Genomic DNA, 14,217 nt, shown 5'->3' with positions numbered 1-14,217 from the left:
GCCGCACCGTTCGCGATCGCCTCCGGCGGGGATATTTGCCGGCAAGAAGAAGGGTCAGGCGCGCGCCGTCACGATCCAGCCCGCGGTGGGAATGCGCACCGCGCCCTCCCGGACCAGCGGGGCGAAAGCGGCGGCGAGGGCGTCGGCCACGGCCGCCCGCTCCTCCTCCGACCGCTCCCGCAGGCGGGAGGCGAGGATGCCGATGCGCAGGGTGAACGCTGTGGCGCGCGCGACCGGATCGGGGTCGGAGCCGGTGGAAATCGCAGCCTCGCGGTCCACCGGGGTCAGCGCGACATCGGACCAGCCCGCGCCTGTCAGCAGATCGCGGACGTAAGCCTCGTCGGCCCAACCGAAGGGTCCTGCGCCCCCGGCGGGCGGGGCCTGCGTCGCCTCCTCGCCCAGCACCGGGCGGGCGGCGGCCAGCGGGATCGTGACCCAGCCGTTGAGCGATGCCGCGCGCCAGCAGCTCACCGCGAGCTGTCCACCGGGCGTCACCTGCGTGCGCAGATGCGCCCAGCCCGCCGCCGGATCGTCGAAGAACATGGCCCCGCAGCGCGAATGCAGCGCATCGAAGGGCTGTTCGAAGGTCGCGGAGGACGCATCGGCCAGGCGCCAGGTCACCCGCTCCGCCCCAGGCTGCGTTCGCGCGACGGCGAGCAGATCCTCAGACACGTCGACGCCGGTGACCTCCGCCCCGCGCGCGGCCAGGGCCAGCGCCGTATCGCCCGCGCCGCAGCCCAGATCGAGCACCGAGTGCCCCGAAACGGACCCCAGCGCGGCCATCCCCTCCGCCCCGATCGGGCCCAGCAGCCCCTCCATCGCGTCGGCCTTGTCGGCCCACTCCCGGCCCACACGGCCCTTCCAGTCCTCGATGGTTGCCATATATTCGAACTCCTGCGGTGTGCGCTGCAGCAAACCGGCCTTCCGGGGCCGCGACGGCAAGTGAGGCGGATGAAACAGCATTTCAACCATGTGCGCGAGTGGGTCTTCGACCTCGACAACACGCTCTACGCCCCCACGGCCGGGATCTTCGACCAGATGGACGACCTGATGACGCTCTGGATCACGCGCGAGCTGAAGATCGGCGTGGCGGAGGCGGAGGCGCTGCGGGGCCACTACCTCGCCGAATACGGCACGACGCTGGGCGGGCTCATCAAGCATCATGGCATCGATGCCGATGATTTCCTTGAGAAAACCCATGCGCTGGACCTCACGGTGCTCTCCCCCGACCCGATCCTGCGCGAGGGGATCGAGGCGCTGCCCGGCCGCAAGATCGTCTTCACCAACGGCTCCCGCGCCCATGCGGAGCGGGTGGTGCGCGCCCGTGGCCTGGAAGGGGCCTTCGACGTGCTCTATGGCATTGAAGATGCGGGCTATATCTCGAAGCCCGACGGGCGGGCCTTCAAGACCGTGTTCGACGAGGCGCGGCTCGATCCGGACGCGGCGGCGATGTTCGAGGATACGCTGGTGAACCTGCACATCCCGCACCGCCTCGGCATGCGGACGGTGCTGGTCGGCGAGGATGCCCATGACGCGCACGATCACGTGCACCATGCGACCGACGACATCACGGACTTTGTGTCGCGTCTGATCGCGACCGCGCAGGTATAGATAAGCCCCATGGACCAAATAGACGTGATCGTGGCCGGTGGCGGGGTTGCCGGCCTGATGGCCGCCATGGCCTTCGCCCATCGCGGACAATCGGTGCTCTGCGTCGATCCGGTGCCGCCGGTGACCGAACGGGATGCCGAGGGCTCCGACCTGCGCTCCACCGCCTTCCTGATGCCGGCGGTGGAGATGATGCGGGAGGTCGGGCTCTGGGACCGGCTGGCGCCCGAGGCGGCGGAGCTTGCGGTGATGCGGCTCTGCGATTCCGGCGGCGAGATCAACGAGATACGCGAGAGCGCGGATTTCGTGGCGACGGAGATCGGGCAGGATCTCTTCGGCTGGAACGTCCCCAACTACGTGCTGCGGCGCGAGATGACGGCCCACGCGGAGGCGATGGAGGGGCTGGAGCTGCGGCTCGGCACCGGGGTCGCGAACGTGCTGCCGCGGACGGGCCACGCACTGGTCTCGCTCGACGACGGCTCACGCTGGCGCTGCGATCTGCTGGTGGGTGCGGACGGGCGAAATTCCCTTGTGCGCGAGGCACTTGGCATCGATGTGCGCACGGTGCGCTACGGGCAGAAGGCGGTCGTCTTCGCCGTCGGGCACGACCTGCCGCATCAGGGGATCTCGACCGAGCTGCACCGCACGGGCGGGCCGTTTACTTTGGTTCCCCTGCCCGATGACCCCGAGGGGGGCCACCGCTCCGCCGTGGTGTGGATGGAGACCGGGCCGAAGGCGGCGGCGCTGATGGAGATGGACGCCGAGACCTTCGCGGCCGAGGCGACGGCCCGCTCCTGCCACGTGCTCGGGCCCCTGACGCTGGAAAGCCCGCGGCGGGTCTGGCCGATCGTTTCTCAGGAAGCACAAGAGCTTACCGGGCCGCACACGGCGCTGATCGCCGAGGCGGCGCACGTGATGCCCCCGATCGGCGCGCAGGGGCTCAACACCTCCTTCGCCGATATCCGCGCGCTGATCGAGGCGGCGGGTCGCCATGCGCTTGGCTCCGACGAGATGCTGGAGGACTATGCCAAGGCGCGCCGCGCCGACATCGCGCTGCGCGAGCGGGGCGTCGAGCTGCTGAACCGCGCCGCGATGACCGACGTGCAGGCGCTGCGCGATCTGCGGCGGCAGGGGCTTCGGGTTCTCGCGGGACTGGGTCCGGTGAAGCAGGTGGCGATGCGGACCGGGATGGGGCTGTGATGCGTTACAGGTTTTCGGGCGAGGGCTCGAAGCTGTAACATGAAGGTCCCAGCGCGGTGTTTCTGCTTGGGACCACCCCGGACCCGATCCGGGGTCTTTCTCCATTCACGCGACATGTGACAGATTTCGCGCGAAGCCCAAAAATCTGTAACACGTCGATGGGCGAGCGGTCCCGGCTCGGCGGCCGGGACGGTCGTTTCGGGATGCAACCGCCTGCACCCCGGTCCGGGGCGGTTCAGAGCCGCGCAGCGACCTTCGAAACGGACGGCTCCGACACGCGGCCGCCGCTGACCGACGCGCGGCAGCCGGTGGTCCCGGGCGCGGAGGTCGGCAGGCCGCGCAGGACGCGCACCGCGAGATAGGCGAAGGCCTGCGCCTCCAGCATGTCGCCGTCGAGGCCGATAGCCTCCACCGGTTCGACGGGCACGTAGAGCGCTTCGGCGAGGCCCTGCATCATCCGCGTGTTGTGCCGCCCGCCGCCGCAGATCAGCCAGCGCGACGGCAGGCTCGGCAGATGGGGCAAGGACTCGCGGACCGAATGGACGGTGAAGGCGGTGAGGGTCGCCGCCCCGTCGCCGTCGCTCATCGCCTCCACGGCATCGACCAGCCAGCGGAAACCGTTTCGATCCAATGACTTGGGCGGTGACTCGGCGAAGAAAGGTTCGTCATGGGCCGCGATCAGCTCCATGTCCGGCAGGCCGGAAGCGGCCAGCGAGCCGCCGATATCCATGCGCTGCCCGGTCCGCCGCTTGGTGAAATCGTCGATCAGCGCATTCGCAGGCCCGGTGTCGAAGGCGATCATCGCGGCAGGGTCCGCCGGATCCTCGATCCGCGGGTCGAGCCAGGTCACGTTGCCCACGCCGCCGAGATTGAGGAAACACACCGGCTCCTCCAACCCCGCCCACCGGGCGCAGGCGTGGTGGAAGAAGGGGGCGAGCGGCGCGCCCTGCCCGCCCGCCGCGATGTCGTCGGAGCGGAAGTCCCAAACCACCGGCACGCCCGCCGCGGTCGCCAGCCGCGCCCCGTCGCCGAGCTGGTGCGTGCGCCCCTCGCGCGGGGCATGAACCAGCGTCTGCCCGTGAAAGCCAATGACCTCAGCACCTTGCAGGCCCGCCACCGCCTCCGCATGGCCGTGGTGCACGACCTCGGCCGCGGCGGTCAGCACATTGGCATTGCCGCCGGGCCAGAGCCCCTGGGCCGCGGCCAGCACCTCCCGCTCCTCGTCGGAGAAGGCGCGAAAGCCACTCTCGCCGAAACCGAAGATCGTCTCGCCGTCGGTGTCGAGCATCGCGGCGTCCACGCCGTCCATCGACGTGCCGCTCATCAGGCCCAATGCGCGCATGTCACCCTTCCCTTCCCGGATTCCAACGGGCATACATCGCGGGCCTTTTGCGATGCAATGGATGAGAGCGATGACCTACCAGCCCAGAAGCGACTTCCTGCAGGTGATGCTGCAGCGCGGCTTCCTGCAGGACTGCACCGATATGGAGGGCCTCGACGAGGCGCTGCTGGAGGGTGTGGTTCCGGGCTATATCGGCTTCGACTGCACGGCGGACTCCCTGCATGTCGGCTCGCTGATCCAGATCATGATGCTGCGCTGGCTGCAGAAGACCGGGCACAAGCCGATCGCACTGATGGGCGGCGGCACGACGAAGATCGGCGATCCGTCGGGCAAGGACGAGGCGCGGATGCTGCTCACCAGCGAGCAGATCGACGCGAACATGGCCGGGATCCGCAAGGTCTTCGAGAAGTACCTGGCGTTCGGCGAGGGTGCGACCGACGCGCTGATGCCCAACAATGCCGAATGGCTGGACGAGCTGAACTACGTGAGCTTCCTGCGAGATTATGGCCGGCACTTCACGATCAACCGCATGCTGACCTTCGACAGCGTGCGGCTGCGGCTGGATCGGGAGCAACCGCTGACGTTCCTTGAGTTCAACTACATGCTGCTGCAGGCCTATGACTTCATGGAGCTCAACACGCGCTTCGGCGTGGCGCTGCAGATGGGCGGGTCGGACCAGTGGGGCAACATCGTCAACGGGATCGACCTGACGCGGCGGATCAACCAGGCGCAGGTCTTCGGGCTGACGACACCGCTGCTCACGAAGGCGGACGGGTCCAAGATGGGCAAGTCGGCGGCGGGGGCGGTCTGGCTGAACGCGGAGCGGCTCAGCCCCTACGAGTTCTGGCAGTTCTGGCGCAACACGCTGGACGCGGATGTGGAGAAGTTCCTGAAGCTCTTCACCGAGCTGCCCCTGGACGAGTGCGCCCGGCTCGGCGCGCTGGAGGGCTCCGAGATCAACGCGGCCAAGATCCGGCTCGCCAACGAGGTCACGACCCTCTGCCACGGGGCCGAGGCGGCCGCGGCGGCGGAGGCGACGGCGCGCGAGGTGTTCGAGAAGGGCGGCGTCGGCGACGACCTGCCCACGGTGAACCTGCCGGGCGGGGAGATGGGCGTCGTCCAGCTCTTCGTAGCCGCGGGCCTCGCCAAGTCGGGCAAGGAGGCCAAGCGCCTGATCGCGGAGAACGGCGCGCGCATCGACGACACGCCCGTGCGCGATCCCGCGGCGGGCGTGCTGGTCGCGGGCACGCTGAAGCTCTCCGCCGGCAAGAAGCGGCACGTGCTGGTGAAGGCGGAGTAGCGCTTCCACCTTGTCGAAATATCCCCGCCGGAGGCGCCTGCGATCTATCAAGGGAGCCTCCGGCGGGGATACTTTTCGGACAGATGAAAGCCTATTCGCCAAGCATCCACTGGCCCTGGGGGGCGAAGGCGTGGAAGGCGAAGGCGAAGACGACCTCGTGGATCACGTCGGCGCCGGTTTCGGCATCGGTCACCCGGACGAAGCCCACATCGCGGCTGCCCGCGATCGAGCGCGCGTCGAGGGCGGAGGCCATGCCGGGGCGCCATTCGATGCGCAGGCCCGCCTCCTCCACCGGGCCGTCCATCAGGCGCATCAGCGGCCAGGCGCGGTTGCCGACGCGCAGCACGCGGGCGAGCGGTTCGATATCATTGGGCGGCATGTCGCCGGTGAAGAGGAAGGGGCGCGCCGCGCTGTCGTAACTCTCGTAGGGGTTCAGGCCGTAGGGGCGGGCGGCGCGCGGTTCGGCCATGACGAGGCCCTCGGGATGGCGCGCGGCGAAGGCGGAGACGGGCTCCATCCAGCTCACGACCTGGGTGAGCTTCGCGCCGAGGAGCGTGCCGACGATGGCCTCGCCGGTGAACTGCTGCCACAGCGTCTCGGTCTCCCGGTCGTACATCACCATGTCGGAGTGGCGCAGCAGGCCCGAGACGCCGAATTCCAGCACCCGGTCCCCGGCGCGGCGGTCGAAGACGAGGCCGGAGTTGCACAGGGGGCAGTAGGTCACGGCGATGGGGCGGCCTGCGACCGTGTCGTTCACGATCTCATGCCAGGTGAGGTAGCGCAGCGGGTAGGCGCGCGGTTCGGCGCCCGGGAGCTCCACGGTCATCACCGGCTCGTTGCCCGGCAGGTCCGCCGTGCCGACCGGGATCATCTCCGGATCGGTCAGCGCCGGGATGCCGTCGCGGGGCACGCCGCCGGACATGATCTCCTCGACCGGGACGGAGGCCCGCTCGAAATCGGTGTTGGGCCAGGCGTGGCGGAAGGACTGGGCCGCGAGGGGTGTCGCGAGCAGCATGAGGGCGAGGACGAGGGCGCGCATGAAAACCTCCGGGACTGATCGGCCCGAGCCTGCCAGCCCCGTGCACGCCGCGCGAGGGCCGCTCCGCCAACGTGAACGCCTCACACGGCGGCGTGAGCGATTGTCATGATGTTTCAAGGGCTCACGGGGCGCGCGCGCAGCGTCAACCCCGCTTGAGACCCTGCAACATGGGGTGGTTTGCCGCACCCGGCGGCCTTTATCGAAGGGCATCAGACGCGCAACCGACACCCACAGGAGAGACGAGATGACCTTCAAGGACCACCTGCCCGCCCCGACCCTCGACACCGTGGCCACCGTGCTGATCGCCGGGGCCCTGAGCCTCGTGGCCTTCGACTTCTACGGCCAGAGCATCAGCCCGATGCTGGGCCAGGCGACGCTGGCGCCGGTGCCGCTGGCCAATGCCGTGATCTCCACCATTTTCGGCACGGGCTACCGGCCGGGGGCGGAGTTCCTGCACTACTTCGCGGGCATCATCGCCTATCCGCTGGGCTGGCTTCTGGTCGCCCGCCCCATCGCGAAGACGGTCGCCCCCTGGCTCGGCTGGGTCGTGCCGGCGGTGGCCTACGGCGTCGTGCTCTGGATCTTCGCGCTCTACGTGATGGCGCACCTGATCGCGGGCAATCCGCCCTTCCTGGGCTTCACCGGGATCACGTGGGTGGCGCTGTGGGGGCACATCCTCTTCGCCCTCGTCACCGCGGGCGTGGTCGCACAGCGGGAGCGGTCGGGCCAGTTCGTGACCATGGCCGAGGCACAGCCTGCCTGAACGACGACATGGCCGCGCGGGATGACGCGGCGATGGGGAGGGGCCGCCCGAGGGGAACCGGGCGGCCCTTCTGCGTTTACTCGACCGAGGCGCTCTCGATCCGGTCGGGATTGGCGACGGCGCCGGACTGGCCCGCGCCCTTTTCCAGCGCGTTGACCGCATCCATGCCGTCGAGCACCCGGCCCACGACCGTGTACTGGCCGTTCAGGTGCGGGGCGGCCTCCGTCATGATGAAGAACTGGGAGTTCGCGGAGTTCGGATCGGCGGTACGGGCCATGCCCACGACGCCCACCTCGTAGGAGATGTCGGAGAACTCGGCGGGCAGGTCCGGCAGGTCGGAGCCGCCGGTGCCCGCCGGGCAGGTCGCGTCGACCGTGCCGCAGCCCACATCGCCGGTCTGGGCCATGAAGCCCTCGATCACGCGGTGGAAGGCGACGCCGTCGTAGGCGCCCTGCTCCGCAAGCGTGGTGATGCGCTCCACGTGCTGGGGCGCCACTTCGGGCAGGAGCTCTATGCGGACGGCACCTTCGCTGGTGTTGAGCACCAGCGTCGGGTTGTCCTGGGCCGCGAGCGGGGCGGCGAAGAGCGTCAGGGCCAGCGTCAGGCGTTTCATGCGGCATCTCCCATGCGGACGGAAACCATGCGGTCGGGGTCGGTCACGGCGCCGGAGCCGCCGGCCCCGCGCTTGATCTTGTCGACGAGCTCCATCCCGCTCGTCACCTGGCCGAACACGGTGTACTGGCCGTTGAGGTGCGGCGTGGCGCCGAAGCAGATGAAGAACTGCGAGTTGGCGGAGTTCGGGTTCTGCGAGCGGGCCATGCCGAGCGTCCCGCGCTCGAACGGCACCTTGGAGAACTCGGCCTTGAGATCCGGGTAGGAGGAGCCGCCGGTGCCCGCGCGGTTCGGATTGCCGCCTTCCTTGCCGTGCTCCACATCGCCGGTCTGGGCCATGAAGCCGTCGATCACCCGGTGGAAGGCGACGCCGTCGTAGGCGCCCTCCTTCACCAGCGTCTTGATGCGCTCCACATGGCCCGGGGCCACGTCGGGCAGGAGGGCGACCTGCACCTCCCCGTCCTTGAGCGTGATGATCATCGTGTTTTCGGGGCTTGCCTCGGCCATGCGGGCTCCTCTCGCTGAATGGTGAGGGAGATATACGCCGCCGTGACGGCAATGGCCAATGCGCGTTCTAGCCGCCGGTGCGGCGCAGCACCCACTGGTTGGTGCCGGTCTCCAGAAGCAGCGTGTCGAAGCGGACGAGGCAGCCGCGCACCTCCGCCCAGTCGCCGCCGCCGAAGCGCTGGCGCCCGTCGCGGCATTCGTCTTCCGTCGCCGGAAGGCGCAGCACCACGTCGCCCTGCGAGAAGACCGCGGAATCGGCCTGGGTCACGATCCCGATCTCACCGAAGATGCGGATCGCATAGTCGAATTCCGGGTTGCGCCAGTCGCCGTCGAAGACAGGCGTCTCGGCCAGCGCGGGGGTAAGGGAGGCGGACACGAGGAGAGCGGTGAGAAACGCACGCATGGTTCAGATCAACCTGTCTTTCAAAGCCCGCTCCACCGCGGGCGGCACAAATGAGGAAATGTCCCCGCCCAGCCGGCAGATCTCCTTGACGAGGCGGGAGGCGATGGCCTGGTGATGGGCGTCGGCCATGAGGAACACCGTCTCGATCTCGTCCTCCATCGCGCGGTTCATGCCGACCATCTGGAACTCGTATTCGAAGTCGGAGACGGCGCGCAGGCCCCGCACGATCATGGAGGCGCCCACGTCGCGGGCGCACTGGATGAGGAGATTCTCGAACGGATGGACGACCAGCTCGCAGCCCGAGGCATCGGCCAGCGCGCGGGCCTCGCCCTCGATCATCGCCACACGCTCGTCGAGGGAGAAGAGCGGCCCCTTGTCCCGGTTGATCGCCACACCGATCACGAGGCGATCGACCAGCGTCATCGCGCGGCGGATGACATCCATGTGGCCGAGCGTGACCGGGTCGAACGTTCCGGGGTAGAGGGCGGTGCGGAAACGATTGGAGGACATGACGCTCGCAGGGTCGTTAAGGTGCTGCGGAGCCTATCGGATCGGACCCCGCGTACAAGGTCGAAAGTTGCGCATCGGGCACCGGAAACGGCCCTGCGCGGATTGCAGGCCACGGGTTTTCAACCGTAGGCCTGCATGCACTTTGCCAATACCAGCACAGCGAGCACGAGGAGTGCGACCGTGCGGATGGACGGCACCTGTTCAGTAGCCGCGGATCATGTCGGCGAGGGCCGTGTTCTCGCTTTCCACCTCGCCGAGGCGCGCCTTGACCACGTCGCCGATCGAGATGACGCCGATCACCCGCTCGCCATCGGTGACGGGCATGTGGCGGAACCGGCCCTGGGTCATGCGGGTCAGCACCTCGACGGCCTTGTCAGAGGGGCTGCAACTCTGCACCTTGGCCGTCATGATATCGACGACGTTGTCCGAAAGCGCCGCGGCGCCCCGTTGCCCGATCTCGCGGACGATATCCCGCTCCGACAGGATGCCCCGGATCGAGGCCCCGGCATCGTCCGACACGATCAGCGCACCGATCTTGCGATTGGACAGGATCTCCGTGGCTTCCAGCACCGTTGCATCGGTGCCTATTGTCTCCACGGCCGAGCCCTTGCCGGACAGGATGTGTTGTACGAGCATTCCGCGGCCTCCCCTTGGTCCTGCGATCTGGTTAATGTGGGGCCCGGCATGGGCAACCGTCAAGAAACCGTGATCAAAGTGCGACGCATCAACCCGGGATCCAAAGCGCAACATGTGCGTTTGAAAGACATGCGCCCGCTTGGAAGTCTCAAATTTGCACTATTTTTCGCCGTCGCGATGCCCGCCCTGCCCGAGGTGGCAGCGGCGCAGGAGGCCGCGTGCCCGCTGCCGCGGCTGCAGACGAATGGCGGCTGCATCTATCCCGAATTGCTGGGCTTGCATCTTGCGCTCGGCGAGCCGCTGCGGGGCCAGGCGACGCTGCACCCCATCGAGCCCGAGGAGATCGGCCGCGCCGCCCCGCCCGAGGGTCAAGGCTATTTCCGCCTCGCGGCCAGCCGGATGATCCTGCTGGTGGAGGTCGAGAACTACGTCGTCATGGACATCTTCACCGACCCGCGAAACGACCAGTGACCGGCGTCAGCCGCGCTGGAAGCGGATGACATGCGCCATCAGGTCCGGGCTGCGTCCGGCCCGGATCACGCGGCGCACCTTCCCACGTTCCCCCGCCACGCGGTCCAGCATCCGGCAGAGCGGGTCGAGCTCGATCCCGAACGGGTCGAGGACGTTGGCCTGGGCGGACCGGTGCGCCGGCGTGAAGTCGAGGAGCATCGCGCCGCCCGGCCGGAGCTGGTCGATCCAGGTCGAGAAGGCCCGCTCGGGATCGAAGGCGTGGTCCCAGGAATTCGAGTAGACGAAGTCGAAGCGGCCGATCCAGTCGGGGTTCGCGTCGTGGAAATCCCACTGCACGGTCCGGGGAAACTGCGTGGCGCTGTCGGCAATTTCGGTCCCGATGATATCGGGTTCACCGGCCAGATGCTGCGCGAACCAGCCCTGCTCCGCCCCGCGCCGGGTGCCGTGGCAGAGGCCTGAGCTGACCTGCCCGACCCATTTCGGCAGCGCCTGGGCGAGCCAGCGGATATGCGGCTCGGTCACGAACTGGCGGTTGAGCTTGGCGGCGTTGCCGAGGTTCTGGACCTCGCGGTAGAGGTCATAGCGAAAGCCAGTCTCGTCTTCGTAGAGGACGCGGCGGGCGCCGTCCTCCTCCACCACCTTCATGTCGCCCACGGCGTCGCGGTAGGCGCGGTTGGGTCCGTCGAGCTTCGGCGGCGAGCCGGTCATGGCGAGCCCCTGCATGGCCTTCATCCGCCGCGAGCATAGGGCACGCGGCGGTTGAGCGCCATCAGCGCCGCACTACTCCGCCGCGACGCGCCGCTTTCCCAGCATGTCGCGCAGGTAGTGGCCGGTGTGACTGCCCTCGACCTCGGCCACCTGCTCGGGCGTTCCTTCGGCGACGATGGTGCCGCCGCCGTCGCCGCCCTCGGGGCCGATGTCGATGATCCAGTCGGCGCATTTGATGACGTCGAGATTGTGCTCGATCACCACGACGGAGTTGCCCTGGTCGACAAGCTCCTGGATGACCTCCAGCAGCTTTCTCACATCCTCGAAATGCAGGCCGGTGGTCGGCTCGTCGAGGATGTAGAGCGTGCGGCCCGTGGCGCGTTTGGAGAGCTCCTTGGAGAGCTTCACCCGCTGCGCCTCGCCGCCCGAGAGGGTCGTCGCCTGCTGGCCCACCTTGATGTAGCCGAGGCCCACGCGCTTGAGCGTCTCCATCTTGTCGCGGATGGCCGGGACGGCGGCAAAGAACTCGGCGGCGTCCTCGATGGTCATGTCAAGAACGTCGGCTATGCTCTTGCCCTTGAAGAGAACTTCCAAGGTCTCGCGGTTGTAACGCTTGCCCTCACAGGTCTCGCAGGTGACGTAGACATCCGGAAGGAAGTGCATCTCGATCTTGATGACGCCGTCGCCCTGGCACGCCTCGCACCGGCCACCCTTCACGTTGAAGGAGAAGCGGCCGGGCTTGTAGCCGCGGGTCTTCGCCTCCGGCAGGCCGGCGAACCAGTCGCGGATCGGGGTAAAGGCGCCGGTATAGGTCGCGGGGTTGGAGCGCGGGGTGCGCCCGATCGGCGACTGGTCGATGTCGATGACCTTGTCGAGATGCTCCAGCCCCTTGATTGTCTCGCAGGGTGCAGGGGTCTGGCGCGCACCGTTGAGGCGCATGGAGGCCGTCTTGAACAGCGTCTCGATGGTCAGGGTCGACTTGCCGCCGCCGGAGACGCCGGTGACACAGGTCAGCGTGCCGAGCGGGTACTCGGCGGTCACGTTTTTCAGGTTGTTGCCGGTGGCGTTGACCACGGTGACCGCCTTGCCGGTGCCCTTGCGCCGCTCCGCCGGCACCGCGATCTCGCGCTCGCCGGTGAGGTACTGGCCGGTGATCGACTCCTTGGTCGCGGCGATCTGGGCGGGCGGGCCGGAGGCGATGATCTGGCCGCCATGCACGCCCGCGCCGGGGCCGATGTCGAGCACGTAATCGGCCTCGCGGATCGCCTCCTCGTCATGCTCCACGACGATCACGGTGTTGCCCTGGTCGCGCAGGTTCTTGAGCGTGGTCAGCAGCCGGTCGTTGTCGCGCTGGTGCAGGCCGATGGAGGGTTCGTCGAGAACGTAGAGCACGCCGGTGAGGCCGGAGCCGATCTGGGAGGCGAGGCGGATCCGCTGGCTTTCCCCGCCGCTCAGCGTGCCGGAATTGCGGGAAAGCGTCAGGTAGTCGAGACCGACATTCACAAGGAAACCAAGCCGTTCGCGGATTTCCTTGAAGATGGCGCGCGCGATCTCCTGCCGCTGCTTGGTCAGCGTCTCGGGTGCCTTCTCGATCCAGTCGAGGGCGTCGCGGATCGACATCTCCACGATCTCGCCGATATGCTTGCCATCGATCTTGACCGCGAGCGCCTCGGGCTTGAGACGGTAGCCGCCGCAGGCCCCGCAGGCGCGGTTGTTCTGGTAGCGCTCCATCTCCTCGCGGCTCCACGAGGAGTCGGTCTCGCGGTAGCGGCGCTCCATGTTCGGGATCACGCCCTCGAAGATGCGGGAGATCTCGTAGACCCGGCCGCCCTCATCATAGCGGAACTTGATCTTCTCCCCGCCGGAGCCGTGGAGGATCAGTTGCTTGACGTGGGCTGGCAGGTCGCGCCACGGGGCGTTCTTGTCGAACTCGTAATGCTTGGCGAGCGCATCGATGGTCTGGCGGAAATAGGGGCTCTTCGACTTCGACCACGGGGCGACGGCGCCCTTGTAAAGGCTCAGCCCCTCGTCCGGGACCACCAGCCGCTCGTCGAAGAAGAGCTCGATGCCGAGGCCGTCGCAGACCGGACAGGCCCCAAACGGCGCGTTGAAGGAGAAGAGGCGCGGCTCGATCTCCGGAATCGTGAAGCCGGAGACCGGGCAGGCGAAGTTCTCGGAGAAGGTGATGCGCTCGGGCTCCGGCGCGTTGCCGTCATCGTCGGCCTTCGGCGCGGTTTCCAGCACCGCGATGCCGTCCGCGAGGTCGAGGGCGGTGCGGAAGCTGTCGGCGAGCCGCGTCGCGAGCCCGTCCCGCACCACGATCCGGTCCACGACCACGTCGATGTTGTGGCGGAACTTCTTGTCGAGGGTCGGCGGCTCGTCCAGTTCGTAGAACTGCCCGTCGACCTTCACCCGCTGGAAGCCCTGCTTGCGCAGCTCGGCGAATTCCTTGCGGTACTCGCCCTTGCGGTCGCGGATGATGGGGGCGAGGAGGTAGGCGCGGGTCCCCTCCTCCATCGCCATGACGCGATCCACCATCTCGCTCACCTGCTGCGCCTCGATGGGCAGGCCGGTGGCGGGGGAGTACGGGACGCCGACGCGGGCGAACAGCAGGCGCATGTAATCGTAGATCTCGGTCACCGTGCCGACGGTGGAGCGCGGGTTCTTCGACGTCGTCTTCTGCTCGATGGAGATCGCGGGGGAGAGGCCGGTAATGTGGTCCACGTCCGGCTTCTGCATCATGTCGAGGAACTGACGCGCATAGGCCGAGAGCGACTCGACATAGCGGCGCTGCCCCTCGGCATAGATCGTGTCGAAGGCGAGGGAGGACTTGCCGGAGCCCGAGAGGCCCGTGATGACGATCAACTCGTCGCGCGGCAGGTCCACGTCGATGGACTTCAGGTTGTGCTCCCGCGCGCCACGAATGGAAATCGTCTTCAGTTCGGCCATGCCACCCTCCGCCTCGCGCGTTCGTTTGCCCAAGCGCTACATCTAGACATCCGAGGCGGCGTTACCATAGAACATATGCGGAACACTCGCAATCGCGTCGTAAGGTCCCGTTAACCCTGCCCCGGCATCCTGCCGCCTCCTGTCAGAGGCGCTTACGCATGGCAGGCCG

Annotated in this window: 15 protein-coding genes; 5 read left to right on the top strand and 10 right to left on the bottom strand. The window is 68.0% G+C overall.

Translation table 11 applies throughout. From position 1 onward, the window contains the following. Positions 1 to 54: 54 nt before the first annotated feature. On the bottom strand, positions 55 to 882 hold the full coding sequence (locus tag I0K15_RS17400; RefSeq protein ID WP_196102745.1) for a class I SAM-dependent methyltransferase: 828 nt from the start codon (positions 880 to 882) through the stop codon (positions 55 to 57). A gap of 69 nt (positions 883 to 951) precedes the next feature. On the opposite strand from I0K15_RS17400, the gene I0K15_RS17395 reads away from it, so the two are divergent. Further along, positions 952 to 1,611, top strand: a complete 660-nt coding sequence (locus tag I0K15_RS17395) for a pyrimidine 5'-nucleotidase (protein WP_196102744.1) — start codon at positions 952 to 954, stop codon at positions 1,609 to 1,611. 9 nt (positions 1,612 to 1,620) lie between these two features. Next, positions 1,621 to 2,808 (top strand): FAD-dependent monooxygenase, encoded by a 1,188-nt coding sequence (locus I0K15_RS17390; protein WP_196102743.1) that lies wholly within the window; start codon positions 1,621 to 1,623, stop codon positions 2,806 to 2,808. A 235-nt stretch (positions 2,809 to 3,043) separates the two neighbouring features. Here I0K15_RS17390 and I0K15_RS17385 read toward each other — a convergent pair whose 3' ends face one another. Next, positions 3,044 to 4,150 (bottom strand): anhydro-N-acetylmuramic acid kinase, encoded by a 1,107-nt coding sequence (locus tag I0K15_RS17385; RefSeq protein WP_196102742.1) that lies wholly within the window; start codon positions 4,148 to 4,150, stop codon positions 3,044 to 3,046. 70 nt (positions 4,151 to 4,220) lie between these two features. Between I0K15_RS17385 and tyrS the strand changes: the two genes are divergently transcribed. Next, positions 4,221 to 5,450, top strand: coding sequence for a tyrosine--tRNA ligase (gene tyrS / locus I0K15_RS17380; RefSeq protein ID WP_196105516.1), 1,230 nt, complete (start codon positions 4,221 to 4,223; stop codon positions 5,448 to 5,450). Positions 5,451 to 5,541: 91 nt separating this feature from the next. Here tyrS and I0K15_RS17375 read toward each other — a convergent pair whose 3' ends face one another. Further along, positions 5,542 to 6,489 carry a DUF3179 domain-containing protein gene (locus I0K15_RS17375; protein WP_196102741.1) on the bottom strand — a complete coding sequence of 316 codons (948 nt, stop codon included), beginning with the start codon at positions 6,487 to 6,489 and terminating at the stop codon, positions 5,542 to 5,544. A gap of 244 nt (positions 6,490 to 6,733) precedes the next feature. On the opposite strand from I0K15_RS17375, the gene I0K15_RS17370 reads away from it, so the two are divergent. Further along, positions 6,734 to 7,252, top strand: coding sequence for a hypothetical protein (locus tag I0K15_RS17370; protein ID WP_196102740.1), 519 nt, complete (start codon positions 6,734 to 6,736; stop codon positions 7,250 to 7,252). Positions 7,253 to 7,328: 76 nt separating this feature from the next. Here the strand turns inward: I0K15_RS17370 and I0K15_RS17365 are convergent, their stop codons facing one another. From I0K15_RS17365 to I0K15_RS17345, 5 genes are all read right to left on the bottom strand, one after another. Next, positions 7,329 to 7,865 carry a peptidylprolyl isomerase gene (locus I0K15_RS17365; RefSeq protein ID WP_196102739.1) on the bottom strand — a complete coding sequence of 179 codons (537 nt, stop codon included), beginning with the start codon at positions 7,863 to 7,865 and terminating at the stop codon, positions 7,329 to 7,331. Then, complete coding sequence (locus I0K15_RS17360) at positions 7,862 to 8,371, bottom strand: peptidylprolyl isomerase (protein ID WP_196102738.1); 510 nt, start codon at positions 8,369 to 8,371, stop codon at positions 7,862 to 7,864. Before I0K15_RS17360 ends, I0K15_RS17365 begins: the two co-directional genes overlap by 4 nt. A 67-nt stretch (positions 8,372 to 8,438) precedes the next feature. After that, a complete protein-coding gene (locus I0K15_RS17355) occupies positions 8,439 to 8,774 on the bottom strand; it encodes a hypothetical protein (RefSeq protein ID WP_196102737.1) in 336 nt (111 codons plus the stop codon). A gap of 3 nt (positions 8,775 to 8,777) precedes the next feature. Continuing rightward, positions 8,778 to 9,284 (bottom strand): pantetheine-phosphate adenylyltransferase, encoded by a 507-nt coding sequence (coaD, locus tag I0K15_RS17350; protein WP_196102736.1) that lies wholly within the window; start codon positions 9,282 to 9,284, stop codon positions 8,778 to 8,780. A 201-nt stretch (positions 9,285 to 9,485) separates the two neighbouring features. After that, positions 9,486 to 9,920 carry a CBS domain-containing protein gene (locus tag I0K15_RS17345; protein WP_196102735.1) on the bottom strand — a complete coding sequence of 145 codons (435 nt, stop codon included), beginning with the start codon at positions 9,918 to 9,920 and terminating at the stop codon, positions 9,486 to 9,488. A gap of 48 nt (positions 9,921 to 9,968) precedes the next feature. Between I0K15_RS17345 and I0K15_RS17340 the strand changes: the two genes are divergently transcribed. Next, entirely contained in the window at positions 9,969 to 10,391 is a 423-nt protein-coding gene (locus I0K15_RS17340; protein ID WP_196102734.1) for a hypothetical protein, read from the top strand. Positions 10,392 to 10,397: 6 nt separating this feature from the next. Here the strand turns inward: I0K15_RS17340 and I0K15_RS17335 are convergent, their stop codons facing one another. Together I0K15_RS17335 and uvrA are read right to left on the bottom strand one after the other, a co-directional pair. After that, a complete protein-coding gene (locus I0K15_RS17335) occupies positions 10,398 to 11,123 on the bottom strand; it encodes a class I SAM-dependent methyltransferase (protein WP_196102733.1) in 726 nt (241 codons plus the stop codon). A gap of 48 nt (positions 11,124 to 11,171) precedes the next feature. Beyond that, positions 11,172 to 14,048, bottom strand: coding sequence for an excinuclease ABC subunit UvrA (gene uvrA, locus I0K15_RS17330; RefSeq protein ID WP_196102732.1), 2,877 nt, complete (start codon positions 14,046 to 14,048; stop codon positions 11,172 to 11,174). Between the last annotated feature and the right edge of the window lie 169 nt (positions 14,049 to 14,217).

It is taken from the genome of Pontivivens ytuae, from assembly GCF_015679265.1.
Classification (GTDB): domain Bacteria; phylum Pseudomonadota; class Alphaproteobacteria; order Rhodobacterales; family Rhodobacteraceae; genus Pontivivens; species Pontivivens ytuae.
This window is presented reverse-complemented; position numbering and strand designations above follow the sequence as displayed.